This window comes from Rhizobium sp. IBUN (genome assembly GCF_000510625.1).
Taxonomy (GTDB): domain Bacteria; phylum Pseudomonadota; class Alphaproteobacteria; order Rhizobiales; family Rhizobiaceae; genus Rhizobium; species Rhizobium altiplani.
In genome coordinates this window covers 38,763-53,706 of record NZ_AZNV01000015.1, presented here as the reverse complement: position 1 = coordinate 53,706, position 14,944 = coordinate 38,763, and the positions used below count along the sequence as shown (strand labels likewise).

14 protein-coding genes are annotated in these 14,944 nt (G+C 60.0%); 4 read left to right on the top strand and 10 right to left on the bottom strand.

The window, feature by feature from the left end:
- The first annotated feature begins 11 nt into the window (after window positions 1-11).
- Window positions 12-1,796, top strand: a complete 1,785-nt coding sequence (locus tag RHIBUN_RS0115490; protein ID WP_025660225.1) for an ABC transporter ATP-binding protein — start codon at window positions 12-14, stop codon at window positions 1,794-1,796.
- Window positions 1,797-1,906: 110 nt separating this feature from the next.
- Here the strand turns inward: RHIBUN_RS0115490 and RHIBUN_RS0115485 are convergent, their stop codons facing one another.
- The 9 genes from RHIBUN_RS0115485 to RHIBUN_RS0115445 form a co-directional block, all read right to left on the bottom strand.
- Entirely contained in the window at window positions 1,907-3,184 is a 1,278-nt protein-coding gene (locus RHIBUN_RS0115485) for a BatD family protein (protein ID WP_051420062.1), read from the bottom strand.
- A complete protein-coding gene (locus RHIBUN_RS0115480; protein WP_025660223.1) occupies window positions 3,181-4,734 on the bottom strand; it encodes a VWA domain-containing protein in 1,554 nt (517 codons plus the stop codon). Before RHIBUN_RS0115480 ends, RHIBUN_RS0115485 begins: the two co-directional genes overlap by 4 nt.
- Window positions 4,731-5,720 carry a VWA domain-containing protein gene (locus RHIBUN_RS0115475; protein WP_025660222.1) on the bottom strand — a complete coding sequence of 330 codons (990 nt, stop codon included), beginning with the start codon at window positions 5,718-5,720 and terminating at the stop codon, window positions 4,731-4,733. The genes RHIBUN_RS0115480 and RHIBUN_RS0115475 overlap by 4 nt, the downstream gene beginning before the upstream one ends.
- Window positions 5,707-6,219, bottom strand: a complete 513-nt coding sequence (locus RHIBUN_RS0115470) for a DUF4381 domain-containing protein (protein ID WP_025660221.1) — start codon at window positions 6,217-6,219, stop codon at window positions 5,707-5,709. The genes RHIBUN_RS0115475 and RHIBUN_RS0115470 overlap by 14 nt, the downstream gene beginning before the upstream one ends.
- Window positions 6,219-7,175, bottom strand: coding sequence for a DUF58 domain-containing protein (locus tag RHIBUN_RS0115465; protein ID WP_037216430.1), 957 nt, complete (start codon window positions 7,173-7,175; stop codon window positions 6,219-6,221). The genes RHIBUN_RS0115470 and RHIBUN_RS0115465 overlap by 1 nt, the downstream gene beginning before the upstream one ends.
- The gene (locus RHIBUN_RS0115460; RefSeq protein ID WP_025660219.1) at window positions 7,172-8,149 is read right to left on the bottom strand and encodes a MoxR family ATPase; all 978 of its coding nucleotides are present in this window, start codon (window positions 8,147-8,149) and stop codon (window positions 7,172-7,174) included. The genes RHIBUN_RS0115465 and RHIBUN_RS0115460 overlap by 4 nt, the downstream gene beginning before the upstream one ends.
- Before the next feature lie 247 nt (window positions 8,150-8,396).
- Window positions 8,397-9,017, bottom strand: coding sequence for a YceI family protein (locus RHIBUN_RS0115455; RefSeq protein WP_025660218.1), 621 nt, complete (start codon window positions 9,015-9,017; stop codon window positions 8,397-8,399).
- A 43-nt stretch (window positions 9,018-9,060) separates the two neighbouring features.
- The gene (locus tag RHIBUN_RS0115450; RefSeq protein ID WP_025660217.1) at window positions 9,061-9,906 is read right to left on the bottom strand and encodes an arylamine N-acetyltransferase; all 846 of its coding nucleotides are present in this window, start codon (window positions 9,904-9,906) and stop codon (window positions 9,061-9,063) included.
- Between the two features lie 70 nt (window positions 9,907-9,976).
- Complete coding sequence (locus RHIBUN_RS0115445) at window positions 9,977-10,438, bottom strand: cupin domain-containing protein (protein WP_025660216.1); 462 nt, start codon at window positions 10,436-10,438, stop codon at window positions 9,977-9,979.
- A 263-nt stretch (window positions 10,439-10,701) separates the two neighbouring features.
- Between RHIBUN_RS0115445 and RHIBUN_RS0115440 the strand changes: the two genes are divergently transcribed.
- A complete protein-coding gene (locus RHIBUN_RS0115440) occupies window positions 10,702-11,187 on the top strand; it encodes a hypothetical protein (RefSeq protein ID WP_025660215.1) in 486 nt (161 codons plus the stop codon).
- Window positions 11,184-12,527, top strand: a complete 1,344-nt coding sequence (locus RHIBUN_RS0115435; protein WP_025660214.1) for a GAF domain-containing protein — start codon at window positions 11,184-11,186, stop codon at window positions 12,525-12,527. Before RHIBUN_RS0115440 ends, RHIBUN_RS0115435 begins: the two co-directional genes overlap by 4 nt.
- A gap of 28 nt (window positions 12,528-12,555) precedes the next feature.
- Here RHIBUN_RS0115435 and RHIBUN_RS0115430 read toward each other — a convergent pair whose 3' ends face one another.
- Complete coding sequence (locus RHIBUN_RS0115430; protein ID WP_025660213.1) at window positions 12,556-13,419, bottom strand: DMT family transporter; 864 nt, start codon at window positions 13,417-13,419, stop codon at window positions 12,556-12,558.
- A gap of 87 nt (window positions 13,420-13,506) precedes the next feature.
- Here RHIBUN_RS0115430 and RHIBUN_RS0115425 point away from each other — a divergent pair, with 87 nt between their 5' ends.
- Window positions 13,507-14,922, top strand: coding sequence for a PLP-dependent aminotransferase family protein (locus RHIBUN_RS0115425; RefSeq protein ID WP_025660212.1), 1,416 nt, complete (start codon window positions 13,507-13,509; stop codon window positions 14,920-14,922).
- The last annotated feature ends 22 nt before the right edge of the window (window positions 14,923-14,944 follow it).

Genomic DNA, 14,944 nt, shown 5'->3' with positions numbered 1-14,944 from the left:
GGGTCACAGCCATGCTAGAGTTCGCCAAGTTGAGCTTTCGTCTCTTGCGTCAGGCACTCGGCCGGCAGGTCGGTCTGCTGGTGGTCGTCGTCATTTTGGGACTAAGCACCGCCGTTCTCGAAGGTACGGGCATCGGTCTCATCATCCCAATGCTCAGCATTATCGCCGGCGGGGAGGAACCGTCGGGAATGGCGGGGCTCTCAGCGGTCTTTCAGCAAGTCGGTGCCGGGTTGGATGACCGGGCAAGGCTGATTGTGATTGCCGCCGCAATCCTCGGATTGATCACCCTGAAGAATGTGCTCGCCTTCGCCAACGCCGTGCTCACCAATTTGATCTACGGCAGGGCCGGCCATGCCATGCGAAGCTCTCTTGCCCGCCAGCTTTTGACGGTTGGATACTCATTCTTCCTCCAGCAAAGTCCGGGGCGACTGCTCAACATCATATCAAACGAGTCATGGCGTGCTTCGGACGCAATCCAGACTACACTTTCAGCGGTCGTAAACGCATCGGCTGTGGTCATTCTCCTCGCCTTTCTCCTGCTTCTTTCATGGCAGATGACGCTTGGCGTTGCACTTGGGCTGGTAATAATCCAGGCCCTGCACGCGCTTCTCTCAGCCAGCCTCAGAGCCCCGAGCCGCAAAGTCACGTCGTTCAACGGTGAACTTGCCGCCAAGATGCTTCACCTCGTTCACGCCGGACGGCTTATCCGCGCCTTCGGACAGGAACAGCGGGAGAAAGCAGTCTTCGATACCTCGTCGGATGCGGTCAGAGAGGCTGGCTTCGATCTCCAATCCCGCCAGGCGGTATTGCCGCCACTGACAGAGGTGCTGCATTCGGCTCTCTTTTTGACTGTCGTCGTCAGCGCCTGGCTTTGGGGTATAAGCTTTCCTGTTATCGTGGCCTTCGTTGTCTTGCTTTATCGGCTGCAGCCGCATGTCCGTGCGCTGCAAATGGCATGGAGCGCCGTGCAAGGCTGGAGCGGGTCCCTGGAAGAGGTCAGATGGTTACTGGATCCGTCCGACAAGCCGAACCCACCGGCAGGCGATGCTCCGGTTCAGGCCATCCGTCAGCACATCAAATTCGATGGCGTGACGTTCAAGTATCCAGGCTCCGGCTCGCGACCCGTCGTGCTGCGCGCTGCGACCTTCAATCTTCCCAAAGGTCGTTCAACCGCCATAATTGGACGGTCTGGCGCCGGAAAGACGACGATCGTCAATCTCCTATGTCGATTTGTCGAGCCTGACGGAGGAAACATTCTGGTCGACGGCACCCCACTCAATCAAATCGATCCGATGCAGTGGCGGGGACAAATTGCGCTCGCCAGCCAGGATCTCGAGCTGATTGACGGCACCATTCTCGAAAATATCACCTATGGCCACAGCGCTTCGCTTGAAGAGGTCAAGAACGCAGCCAGACTTGCTGAAGCGCACGAATTCATCGAGAAGCTGCCAGATGGCTATGAGACCGTCGTCGGCTACCGGGGAGCTACCGTTTCGGCCGGACAGCGACAGCGCATCGCGCTGGCAAGGGCCCTGGTGCGCGATCCGGAAATCCTCATTCTGGACGAGGCCACGAATGCCATGGACGGACTGTCCGAGGCAGCGATTGTCGAAACCTTGAAATCAAGAGCCGGTCGGCGCACGACAATCGTCATCAGCCATCATCGCAGCACCATCTCGTTCTGCGACGAAGTCGTCATACTTCAAGATGGCCGCGTCAAGAACCAGACCTCCTTTGCCAAGATCGCGACATTGAGCATGGACCAGCTCTACGAGCTTGAAACGGCTTCCTCTTAGGTGTTGGCTCATGCCCACCACCGCGGCCAGCAGGTCACCAGGAGCTCGCATTCCCCGATATCGTCGCCAGTGGACGGTCTCCACCAAAGGCGAACATCTATGGCTTCCGATCAAGGATTGAGCGGCGGAAGCACGGGGGACGCGTCCAGGCGCACTGGTCGGCGGTAGTCAACGACTGCGGCCAGTCGCTCCCTGTCGATTTCAGCACGCCCGGATCGGAACAGCTTTTGAGAAAGAATGTCGACCTGGCGCTGTAGGTCGGTGGGGCCGAAACGAACCCATTCCTCCAGCGTGCCATTCCCCAGACTTCGGCTCCAGGTTTGGAGACCATTATAGATCTCTTGCTCGCTCCCCGAGCGGATGAGTTGGCGGAGCCGCTTCAAGCGGTAGCCGTGCGATGCCTGGTGTTTCAGGCCTGCGCCCTGCAGCAGACTGTTGATCACCGGCCAAAAGCGTAAGCAAGCCCACAACACTCCCATTGCCGCCAACAGCCCCATGATAGCCAGGGCGACTTTCTGTCTGACGACGTGGGGCGCCTGGCGTCGTACGTCATCCAGTACAGGCTTGATCGGGGTAGTGGCGACGGCGGGAGAGACGGCAACCGTTATCGACGGCAGCGAAGCGGATGTCTGCTCATGGCGCGCGACATCGAACCAATCATAGGAAACCGCAGGGATTGTAAACGACCCTTCCCTGTCCGCGGTATACACATATGTTTCGGTTCGGCGGCTTGCCGTCTCGCGCCCGACGGGGATGCCGTCTTCGATCTTCGGTTGCTTCTGGTATTGACGCAGCCCCGAAACGGTCCCGACCCCAATCGGGGGTATCATCATGGCTTGCGTGTTTTCCACCGTCACCGTGATTGTTCTGACAAGAGCATCGCCGACCTTGAGCGACGAGGCGCTCGGATCGAAAGCCTGTTCGATCGTGAGATCGCTGGCTGCGAAGACAATCCTTTGCCCAGCGGCCCCGGATGCCTCTCCGGCGTTGAACGAAACCGAAGGCGTTCTCACCGTTGCCCTTGTCGGCTTTCCATCGACCGAATAGCCCAACCCGATGTCGATTTCAGGCAGAACAAACTTTCCGGGCGCCTGCGGCACGACGGCATAGGATTTCCGAATTCCGGAATATTGAACGCCGTCGATGGTTTCACTGATGTTCTGCGTCCGCTCTTCTGGAAGAGTGACAAGAGCGTCTGGAACATCAAAAAGAGGAAACTGCGGAGGCGAGGTAAAGAAATCAGGCGCGAACACATCGACATCAACTCGCACCTGCTGCCCGGGCACAATGTTGCCGTTGTCTTCCACCGTGGCGCGCGCGAAGGGTTCCGCTCCCCAGGCCTGGGCCGGTAAAAGCAAAAGGAAGACACCCGGCAGAAACTTCATCATGGCTTGGTCTCACCCGCCTCGATGGCAAATTTTCGCGCCATGAGATCGGCGGGGCTCACCTGAATGTTCTTCATCCACATCTCCGACGTCTCTTCGACGACCTGGACCTCGCCTGCCTTGCCCTTGTCGGCTTTATTGTCAAATTGAACGCTGTCGGGCTTCTCGTTCGGATCCTGCTGCTGCTCCTGCTCCTTGTCTTTCTGTATCTTCAGCAGTCGCTGCGCGATTGTCAGGTTTCCTTGCGCGTCGGACCAGTCCTTCCGTTTTTCCAAGGCCTTTTGGTAGGCCGAAACCGCTTCCTCCAGATCTCCCAGATGAAAGAACGCGTTTCCCTGATTGTACCAGCTGTCCGCGCTGTCGATCGACGCAAACGCATCGATGGCATCCTGATAGTGACCGTCACGATAGAGCGCCGTCCCCTTCCACATGGGATCGCGGAAGTGCGCGGAGGCCGATGCATAGTCTCCTCGCTCAAAGGCGAGACGGCCCTGCTGATCGGGCGTCAACCAAAGGTCCATGAACCCGGCTGCTCCCGCGGACGAAGGCTGGAGCAGATGAAAGCAGAGCCCGATCGCTGCGAACTTGACCAGCCAGCCTCGCCGAAACGAAAGTGCTGACAGCGCCGCCGCCGGTGCGATGAACCACCATCCGACGTCGTGCCAGCGATCTCCCTGGGATGTCGTTTGTTGAGCGAAATTCGTCCTTACGCGCTGCCCGACCCACCTGATGTCGGTGTCATCGTCCGTCATCGTCGCGACATCCGCTCCAGCGTCATTCGCGAACTTCTTCAGAGCTTCCACATCCAGCCTGGCATTGATCCGAGCGCCACCCGCGTCATTGACGAAGCTACCGTCGGAGCGCTTGACGACGCCACCTTCCGGGGTGCCGACACCGAGAACGACAATTGCACTATGCAGCCCGTCGGACGCGACTGTCGCTCCCGCCTCGACGCCATCGGTTATAAGGAGGATCGTTCCGGGAGCTCCATCCCGCTGAAGCAGCCCATCCGCGAGTTTCAGGGCCGCAGGGGTATTCCTACCGGGCTTTGGCATAATGTCCGTGGCGAGCGCATCGGTATAGGTCTCGATGAGATCGGTGTCATCGGTCAGAGGGACCACCAGGTGCGCCGTACCCGCGTAGGCGACGACAGCAGTTCGTGCGCCATTCCGGCCAGCCAGAATGTCGTGGATCTTCAACTTGACCCGTTCAAGCCTGCTGGGGGAGACGTCGATGGCGTCCATCGTCGGCGAAAGATCAATGGCAATGACCAGGGAAGCCGTGTCGGCGACGAAGGGAGGGGCTTCGCGTTTCCAGGTCGGTCCGGCAGCGCCGAGCACCGCTATCGAAATCACGGCGGCCAACATCCAGGCTGGCATATACCGACGTCGCCCGTCGGGCTCGATCACGAGGCTGTCGAGCAGGTGCGGCGCGATCATGCCCTTCCAGCGATCGCGAATATCTCCTGAACGGGATGCCATCCAGACGATTGCCGGCGGCGCCAGAAGAGCGAGCAGCCACAGGGGGCGCAGGAAATGAAAATCGGAGATCATGCCGGCAATCTCCTTCGAACAAGGCTATACAATCCGGTTAGACCATACCAGGCGAGCATCGTGGCGATCGCTCCGCCCAGCGGCCAGAAGAACAGCTCAGTTCTGGGACGCCAGGACAGCTGCTTTTGGTCCTCAGGCGTGATCCGATCAAGCTCGTCGTAAATCTCCTGAAGCTGGCTTTGATCACCCCCAAAGAAGTAGCGGCCTCCAGTATCAGTGGCGATCTTCTCGAGCGACGCGGTGTCGAGTTTGTCCTCCCCCGTCGCCGCAGGGTCGCCAATACCGACCGTGTGGATGACAATCTGCTTGCTTTTGGCGATGCCGGCAGCTTTCAGAGGCGGCATCTTGCTGGCTGTATCGTTCCCGTCGGTCAGTAGTATCAGGACCTTTTGCGGCACCGTTGTCTTCTCAAACATTCGGATGGCGAGCCCGAGCGAATCCCCCATTGCCGTGCGCGGACCGGCAATGCCAGTCAAAAGGCTTTCCACGAGGTTTTTGACAAGGGCGTGGTCCATGGTGAAGGGAGCAAGGGGATACGGCGCGTCTCCAAAGGCGATCAGCCCGAGGCGATCCCCGGGTCGTCTGGATACGAAATCGGAAACGACGGTTCGAACTGCCTCAACGCGCGCCTTTGACGTACCGTCGGGCGCGGCGAAATCGCGCGTATCCATCGATTGCGAGAGATCGAGCGCGAGCAGGATGTCTCGCTGCGGTTCGGTCTTCACGACCGGTGGTTCGACATATTGCGGCCGTGCCAGAGCGAGAACGATGAGGCACCAGGCGATCAGATCGACCGCGACCTGCATCCAGGACCTCTTCGGCACGACAGAGCCCTCGGTGGGCTCCACGCCGGCGGCGCGTGCGACCTCGTTGAAAAATGGGAGGCGGATCGAAGCGGACGTTTCACGATGCGGGGGCAACAACCACCACACGATCAGGGGAGCCGGCAAGATCAGGAGCAGCCAGGGGAAATCAAGCTGGGACATGGTGCCCCTCGATCCAGCGCCGAGCGTCACGAACAAGTTCGTCTGCAGCCTCTGTGGAAACCTGTGCACCTGCCTGATACTCGAGATCGTCGAAGAACCGCTGAAATGCCTCGCGGTTCTTTGTATTGCCATGCGCGACAAGAAACGCTGCCCACGCAGATCCGGAGGTCGCGGCAACATCCTCCCGCGGCCAAGCCGCAAGAGCCGTACGCTTGAGCACCTCACCAAGGTCGCGGAGCGCCCGCGCGCGCTTGCCCGCGTCACGAACCGCGACCTCTATTGCTTCAAGGTGCTTCAGGGCTTCTCGGCGGTAGGCGTTTTTTCGCCACCGACGATAGGCCAGCGCGCACCACAGCAAGATTGCAAAGAGCAGAAGCAGCGCGACAATCAGCCAGCCCCAGGTTTGAGGCATCCAGGAAACCGGCGCCGGGACCACAATGTCCTTCAGCGAACGAAGCGCCATTTCGGTGATGGGGTCGAGTTTGGGTTCGGTGTCCATCATCGCCTCCGCTGACGCCAGGCGGATTGCTCAAGCAGGTTTCTCAGCTGGGGAGCGACCTCTTCTGCGGTGGAAATCGGAAGCATCGGAAGACCGAGTTGCCGCTGCCATTCCCGCAATTCGCGACCGCGATCTCGCGCGAAGGTGTCGATGGACTGGCGCACGCCGGCTTGCCTGAACGAGAGCTCCGCCTGCAGCGCACCGCCGCTCACCACGATATCTCCGGTTGTCGGCAATTCGAGCATGAACGGATCGTAGATCAGCAGGCAGATGACATCGTTGCGGCTGGAAAGCTCGAGAAGGAGCTGCCGCGTTGTGTCCCCATGGCCATCGTAGTCGCTGACCACAACCAAGAGAAAATCGTGATGTGCGACGCCCGCGACCTGCCGGAGAACGTTGTCCAATGCCTCGGGTGATGGCACCCCTGCATAGGTGGACTTCAACATCCCGTTCTTTTCGGCGATCCTGTCCGCCAGCGCAATCACGGCATTCCGGCTGCGGTGCGGCTTGATCTCGCTGATGTCTTCATCATTGAAAACGAAGCCGCCGACGCGGTCACCGGACCCCAGTATGCGCCAGGCCGCGAGCATCGCCGCTTGCGCGGCAGCTACCGATTTCATCGCGAAGCGGCTGCCAAAGAACATGTTGATGCGCTGGTCCACGACAACAATTGCAGGACGCTCCTTTTCCTCGCCGTAGACCCTGACGACGGGCTTCCTCGTTCGGGCGGTGACGCGCCAATCGATCGCGCGGACGTCGTCACCGGGGAGGTACTCGCGCAGCTCTTCGAAAATCAAACCCCGCCCACGCACCGAGGACTGCATGCGCCCCGCAAGCTGCTGATGGCTACGCGCACGCTGTAGGAAAGCCAGGTCGCGCGCGCGTCCCTCCAGGGCAACAAGTTCCTGGGTCGTGACATGTATGCCGTTCCCGATGCTCGGTGTCGGGGCCTTCATGAGACTGCCACCAATTCAGTGATGCGATTGATCACCTCATCCGCGCTCGTATTAGTGGCATGCGCCTCATAGGACAGAATAAGGCGATGGCGCAGGACGTCGTTGACGACCGCCTTGACGTCGTCAGGCGTCACATAGTCGCGCCCCTTGAGCCAGGCATGCGATCGTGAAACCTTGTCTAGGCTGATGACGCCGCGCGGGCTCGCCCCGACATGCAATAGCTTGGCGAGATCCCTGTCGTAGCGATCCGGGTACCTCGTGGCTATCACCAGAGCGACGATATATTTCTCCACCGGCTCTGATACCGCAGTGGCACCGATTTCCTTCCGCGCGTCGAATATCGCCTGGGGATTGAGTCTCGGGGCATCGGCGTGCTTGTCTTTGTTCTGCCCTGTATTCTCCTCGTCGCGATTGAGGCGCATGATTGCGGCCTCGGACGTCTCGTCGGGGTAGCCGACTTCGACATGCATGAGGAAGCGGTCAAGCTGCGCTTCCGGCAAGGGATAGGTGCCTTCCTGCTCGATAGGGTTCTGCGTCGCCATCACCATGAAAAGGTCGGGCAGCGGATAGCTTGTGCCGCCGACGGTTACCTGCCGCTCCTCCATCGCTTCCAAAAGCGCGGATTGGACCTTGGCTGGCGCGCGGTTTATCTCGTCGGCGAGGATAAGGTTTGCGAAGATCGGTCCCTGCTGAAATTTGAACTCGCCCTTTCCACCTTCGGAAAAATACACCTCCGAACCAGTAATGTCGGCGGGAAGCAGATCCGGCGTGAACTGCACACGTGACAGCTCTGAATCGAGGTTCTTCGCCAGGCTCTTGATCGCTCGCGTCTTGGCAAGTCCCGGAAGACCTTCGACAAGCAGGTGCCCGTTTGCAAGGAGACCGATGATCAGCCGCTCGACCATTGTGTTTTGACCAATGATGGATTGGCTGACCCGTTTGCCAAGCTCGAAAATATCGTCACGCGCCGTCATTCAGACTTCCTCCGATATCCGGCGGCAAGGGAGCTGACCTCAGCCCATCACCGCCCGTATCGAGTTTGCCTTCAATTCGTCGCGACTGAAGTACGCAACGGTAAATCCACCGAAACTGCGCGTAACATCCCGCCCTTCTGCAAGTGGAATTTGCCGTTGGTTCGGGCATGACAATATCCATGCTTTGCAGAGCGGCGGGTTAAATGATCCGAATTCGGCCGAACCCGTTCCGCCGGCAATGGGTCGATCACTGGAACTCGTAATCGGCGGGAACCATTTGAGTCTCGATGACCAATGTTACTTCGTCGCTCAGCTCCGGAATGGAGAAGTCCAGTCCCCATTCGCTGCGCCGAATGCTGCCGGTCGCCGAGAACCCGGCCTTCGGGATTCCCATCATCGGGTGCTTCGCCATCGAACCATTGAAGATGACGTCGAGGGTTGCCGGGTGCGTTTGGCCGCGAAAGGTCAAAAGCCCTTCGACGGTCCCAGACTTGTCGCCCGTCACGCGGATCGCCCTTGAGACGAAAGTGATCGGCTTGCCAGCGAGGAACATTTCGTCACCGCCGATCTTCGCGTCGAAGTCGACCCGTTCCGGCCAGGGATAATCGGTGCGAACTGAAAGCGGGTCGATCTTGACCGAAAGCGCGGATGTCTCCGGCTTCTCCGGATTCCATTCAAGCCGCGCGTCGACCTTTGTGAAGCGCGCGGTGTAGTGGGACAGGCCAAAATGGCTGAACGACCAATTGACGCTCGAATGCGAGGGGTCGGTCTTGTATGCTCCCGCGGGAGCCGGCTCACCGGAGTCCGCGGCAACGGAGAATGCCGTGTTCAGGGCGAGACAGATACAGAATGCCGTTATGCGAAGCATGGATATTTCCTTGAAGTCCATAGTTCTGAAATGGGCGGTCTGTTCAGGCCGCCTTGTTGTGACCAATCGCCTGGATCTTTTCCCAGACCCGTCCGAATTGGGGAACGTCGAGGTCGAAAAAGGTTTCAAACGTGTCCGCGAGATGGTCCGCGCTCGTGATGCGCAGCTCGCGAACGCTGTTTGGCGTGACGCTGCGCAAGCGATCGTTCTGCAGGGCGACATAGCCGTCCGTGGTATGACGCAGAACGGCAAGCGCATTTGTGAACGGCGATCCCGGGTCCCGCGTCAACCAGGCATGCGTGGCGGCCATGGCGGCCTCATCGCTGTGGTCGGCGCGGAAATCGAAACTGCGCGCGATGCCATGCACATGATTGTTGAAGCGCAACCAGCCGTCATCCGTCGGCATGATCGAAAAATCGAAACCGCGCTGGCTGATGGGTCCGACGGCAAGCGGGACGGGTTCGATGATGGCGTCGGCCACGCCCACTTCGGCGAGATAAGGTCGATGAAGATCGACCCGTAGCGTCAGGTGATTGCCGATCGCGATGTCGCCCAGCTTTTCACGGTCGACGCCGCCGCAAAGGCGGGTCACTCGAAAGCCGAGTGCATCGAGAGCCGCACCGAAGAGGCCATTCATCTCGTAGCACCAACCGCCGCGCCTTCCTTCCACCATCTTGGCGAAAGCCGATCTTGGTGTGATCGAGGACGGCCACTCCATGAAGGCATCCAGCGCTTCCCATGTGAATGTCATGAGGTGGGCGCGATGCAGTCTCGACAGGCTCTGAAGGTCGAGAGAAATAGGCCGGGAGACCCCGGTTTTGGCAAGATAGGCATCCAGCTGATTGGCTGTCAGCGTCATTTCGTTTTCGTTTGAAGGCGCGCGTGTCATCCTTCGGTCTCCTTTCGATGGACCGTTATTGAATTCTCGATGCTGTATTTCAGGGTGGCTTGTCGCCGGATCAGGCGACCTTGCGGCCTTCGACGGGCAGGAAGGTCAGGCCGAAATCCATCGCGACAGAGGCGATTTGCTCGGGCGTTTCGGGCTTGCAAAGCTCGATGATCGGAAAGAAATTCTCGAACCCGCCGGGCGTCACAACGACCATGATATGGCCTTCGCTTTCGCCGACATTCCGGAAGCGATGCGGAACGCCGCGTGGCAGCGCGATGCAGCCGCCTTCCGTCAGTTCGACATAGTCACCGGCACACCAGAAACCGAAGCGGCCAGACAGGACACGGAAGAACTCATCCTCGCGCTCGTGCATATGAAGCGGCGGACCTTCTCCGGGCGGCACGATGGCCTCAAACACACCGAACGAACCGCCGGTGTTGGCCGCCATCATGCGTATGACATGCTTGCCGAACGCCATTGCCGGCGTTCCATGGTTCGGCGGCGATACCGCCGCATGCGTAAACTTCTCCATCATTCACTCCAGGCTTCAGCCGTTTCGGTTGCGACGATTTCGTGCACGGACGGGTTCGGATGCCGTGCCGGTCCGATATGCCGGCATGATCTCGGCGTTTGCATTCGGGGGCATAAATCCACAAATGACGGGGCAGATGGTTATCCAGACGGTCCAATCCGTGCGAGGTTTCTATAGCGCGCCGGAAAAACGCGCGTTCCTAAAAGAATGTGCAAACCGTGCCGAATATCCTAAAAGGATGCTAAAGAGGATTAGGACACGCAGTGGGGGCGGCGGTGCAGGTCGACGACAAGCTTCTCGATTTCTTCAAGCGACCCCTTATGTGCATCATCGCCGCCGCCGACGAAACGGGGCACCCATCCGCTGGACGCGGAGTCGGCTTCCACATTTTCGAGGACCGGGAGACGATCGACGTCATCTTCTCTTCCTGGCAATGGCCTCGGCTCGAAACCTCCGTCCGGCAGACGGGCCGGATTGCCGCCACCTTCGTCAGTCCGTCTGACTATGTAAGCTTTCAGCTCAAGGGGGCCGCCTCGATGCGTGACACTGAGGCACATGATATCGATTGTGCCCACCGCTTCATCGCGGCAGCCACGGGCGAGCTTGAAGCCCTTGGAGTGCCCGGGCGCATCATTACGCCGTGGCTTACTGCTCGCGAGGCCAAGGTCGTTCGGCTTTCCGTGAGTGAAATATACATCCAGACGCCCGGCCCGCTTGCCGGCATGCTGGCTTTCGCGAGGCCCAAATGAACTTGCGTCTCAGCGATCTGTCAGCCTGCTTCGAAGGCGTCATTCCCTCCATCATCGCCACTGCCGCGGCCGACGGAACGCCGAACATCTCCTATCTTTCTCATGTGGTGCGGGTCGACGAAGACCACGTTGCCCTCTCCAATCAGTTCTTTGCCAAGACGGCGGCGAACGTGCGCGCCAACCCTCATGTCGCGCTGATCCTCGTCGATGGCTTCACGGGCGACCAATTCCTGCTCGACATCGGATTCGTGCGCTCCGTTGATGCCGGCCAACTGTTCGACAAGATAGCGCTCCAGCTCAAGGCGAGCAGCGCGCAGGTCGGCATGTCGGAGGTAATGCGGCTGCGGAGCGCGGATATCTTCCGGGTGCGCCGGATCGAGAAGGTCCCCTCCCCGGTGGAAACCGCGCGTAGCCCGACAGGCCGTGATCGCGTCAGCCTTCCCGCTCTCTCGGACGCAATCCGGGCCATCGAGCGGCAGGGAGAAGCGGACGAGATCATCGATAGCCTGCTCGCCGGTATTCAGCGCGTTCTTGGATATCGAAATGCGGTCGTGCTCATCCATGATAGCCATCGCGGCTGCCTGATCACGACCGGCAGCCTCGGCTACGACCGCTCGGGACTGGGATCGGAAATCGCCGGGAGCGAGGGGCTGATCGGCGCGGCGGCAACGAGCGGGCAAACGATCAAGGTCAGCGACATGAGCCGCGTGCGCCGGCTCGGGGAAGCGATCGGCATGGAGGCAGAGGCATCGGAAAACGCCACGCGTATCGTCGCCTTTCCGCAATTGCCCATGGTAATGAGCCAGATCGCCGTTCCCATGTCAGCTCGAGGCACCGTGACCGGAGTACTTTTCGTCGAAAGCGCGGAACGGCTGGCCTTCCGCGAGGAAGATGAGGCAGCCCTTGAAATTCTGGCGGGACAGGCCGCCAGTGCCTTGAGGGCGAGCGAACGGGAGGCGGCGTCGGCCGAGCCGACGCAGGGTGCACCCGCGCTCGCGTCCGAACCTGCGGCCAGCGGCCGGGATATCCGTGTTGTCCATCATCGCGTGGACGACAGCGTGTTCGTCGACGGTACCTATATCGTGAAGGGCATTGCCGGTACGCTGCTTCGTCTGATGCTCGAATGGCACCTGAGCGACGGCCGCAACGAGTTCACCAACAGGGAGATGCGGCTGGCCGTTGGCGGCCGGATGCCGGAGATCAAGGACAATCTCGAGACCCGGCTGTTGCTGCTGCGCCGGCGGCTCGAAGAGAAGCGGGCCCCAATCCGGATTGTCAGGGTCGGAAGGGGCCGCGTTCGTCTGGAGGCGGAAGGAGCACTCAGGTTCGACGGCGCTTGAAAAGCGCTGCCGACGACGAGGCGCCGCGCTATCGGGCAAATTTGCGGGCAGCCGCCACACAGGCAATCACCGCTGCGGTTACCGCAAACATCGTCCAGGTCACCGTTTCATGCAGCAGCGTTGCGGCAAGCGTCAGGCCGAGGAAGGGCTGAAGCAATTGCAGTTGACCGACGCTCGCGATTCCGCCTTGTGCCAGGCCCCGATACCAGAAAACAAAGCCGATCAGCATGCTGAACAAAGAGACATAGACGAGGCCGGCCAGTGCAGGAGCATTGATGCCCGAGAAGCTTGTCGGCATGAACCAGATCGATGCAAGGATCATCAGCGGCAGCGAGAGAACGAGCGCCCAGGAAATGACCTGCCATCCCCCGAGTTTCCGCGAAAGCTTCGCCCCTTCGGCGTAACCAAGCCCGCAGACGACGATCGCCGCCATCATCAAGGCGTCTCCGAGGGGCGCAGCACTCAGTCCCTGCGCCACGGCGAAACTGCAGACCAGCGCACTTCCCATCACTGCAAAGAGCCAGAATGCCAACTTCGGACGTTCGCCGCCGCGGATAACGCCAAAGATGGCGGTGGCAAGTGGCAGGAGCCCGATAAAGACCACCGAATGTGCCGAGGTAACATGCTGCAGGGCAAGCGCAGTCAACAATGGAAAGCCGACCACCACGCCTGCGGCAACCACCACCAGCGATACCAGATCGTCTCTTGCCGGACGCTTCTCCTTGAACAGCAGCAAAAGCAAAAGCGCCAGTGCTCCTGCAATTCCCGCTCGCGCCACTGTCAGAAACACCGGATCAAACTGCATGACCGCCACACGCGTGGCGGGCAGCGAGCCGCTGAAAATCACTACGCCGATAAGGCCGTTAAGCCACGCAGATGCGGTGCGGTCCATGTACACTGCCTTTCTCACATGCCGTTCTTATCGGCCCAAAGCCATGGAAGCACCAGCGACAATCTGGTACAGTTCAACAAAACTGTTATGCCTGAGGTAGCAGTACAGATGGATGTAAATACGGAACTCAACACCAGCCGGGTGGCGACGGTCATGGCCACGATCCGGCAACGGATCGCCGGCCGTAACCTGACGCCAGGCGCGAAATTGCCATCCGTTCGGGCAATGGCCAAAACATCCGGCGTGTCCACGTCGACCGTCGTCGACGCCTATGAGCGCCTGGTTGCCGAAGGCGTGATCCTGTCTCGACCGGGTTCGGGTTTCTACGTCGCAAACCAGGCCGCTCCATTTTCCCTCTCCGACATCGGCCCCAAGCTGGACCGAGCCGTCGATCCGTTCTGGGTATCCCGGCAGTCGCTTGAAGCCGATGACGGGGATCTGAAGCCAGGCTGCGGCTGGCTCCCACCGTCCTGGCTTCCGGAAAACGGCATTCGACGGGCCTTGCGAACACTGTCGCGTGCCGACAACACGGCGTTCGCCGACTACGGCTCGCCCCTCGGATTACCGGCGTTACGCCAGCACATCGCGCGACGCATGGCGGAGCGAGGCGTGGAGGCCTCCCCGGATCAGATCATGCTGACGGAATCGGGCACACAGGCGATCGATCTCCTCTGCCGTTTCCTTCTCGAACCTGATGACGTCGTGCTGGTAGATGATCCCTGCTATTTCAATTTCCAGGCGCTTCTGCGGGCCCATCGTGCCAGGATCGTCAGCGTTCCCTATACGCCCTCAGGTCCGAACATCGAACTGTTCGGCCAGGTTGTTGCTGAACATCGACCACGCCTCTACATCACCAACTCGGCAATCCACAACCCGACAGGCGCTACGCTTTCTCCTGTTGCGGCCCACAAGGTCTTGAAGATCGCTGATCAATTCGAACTCACCATCGTCGAGGACGATATTTTCGCCGATTTCGAGCACACGCCGGCGCCCCGTCTTGCGGCGTTTGATGGCTTGGACAGGGTCATCCATATCGGAAGCTTCTCCAAAACCCTGTCGGCCTCGGCCCGCTGCGGTTTCATCGCCGCAAAGCCGGAATGGGTCGATGCACTGATCGACCTCAAGATCGCCACCACATTCGGCGGCGGGCGGCTTTCGTCCGAACTTGTTTATAAGGTCCTCAGTGATGGCAGCTACCGCAAGCATGTCGAGGCTCTGCGCAGCCGGCTCTCGGAGGCGATGTTTAACGTCTCGGCGAAGCTGAAGAACCTCGGCATCGTTCCCTGGCTGGAACCCTCGGCAGGCATGTTTCTTTGGTGCCGGTTGCCCGGAGACGCCAATGCGGCCGATGTTGCACGCGCTGCCCTGGAACGGAAAATTGTCCTCGCCCCAGGAAACGCGTTCAGCCTTTCGCAATCAGCCCAGAACTTTATGCGCTTCAATGTGTCCCAGACGTTGGATGCCCGCGTCTTCGATGTGCTGCGCGACACATTGAGGGGCTGAGAGGGCGGCAGCCGGTTTGCGA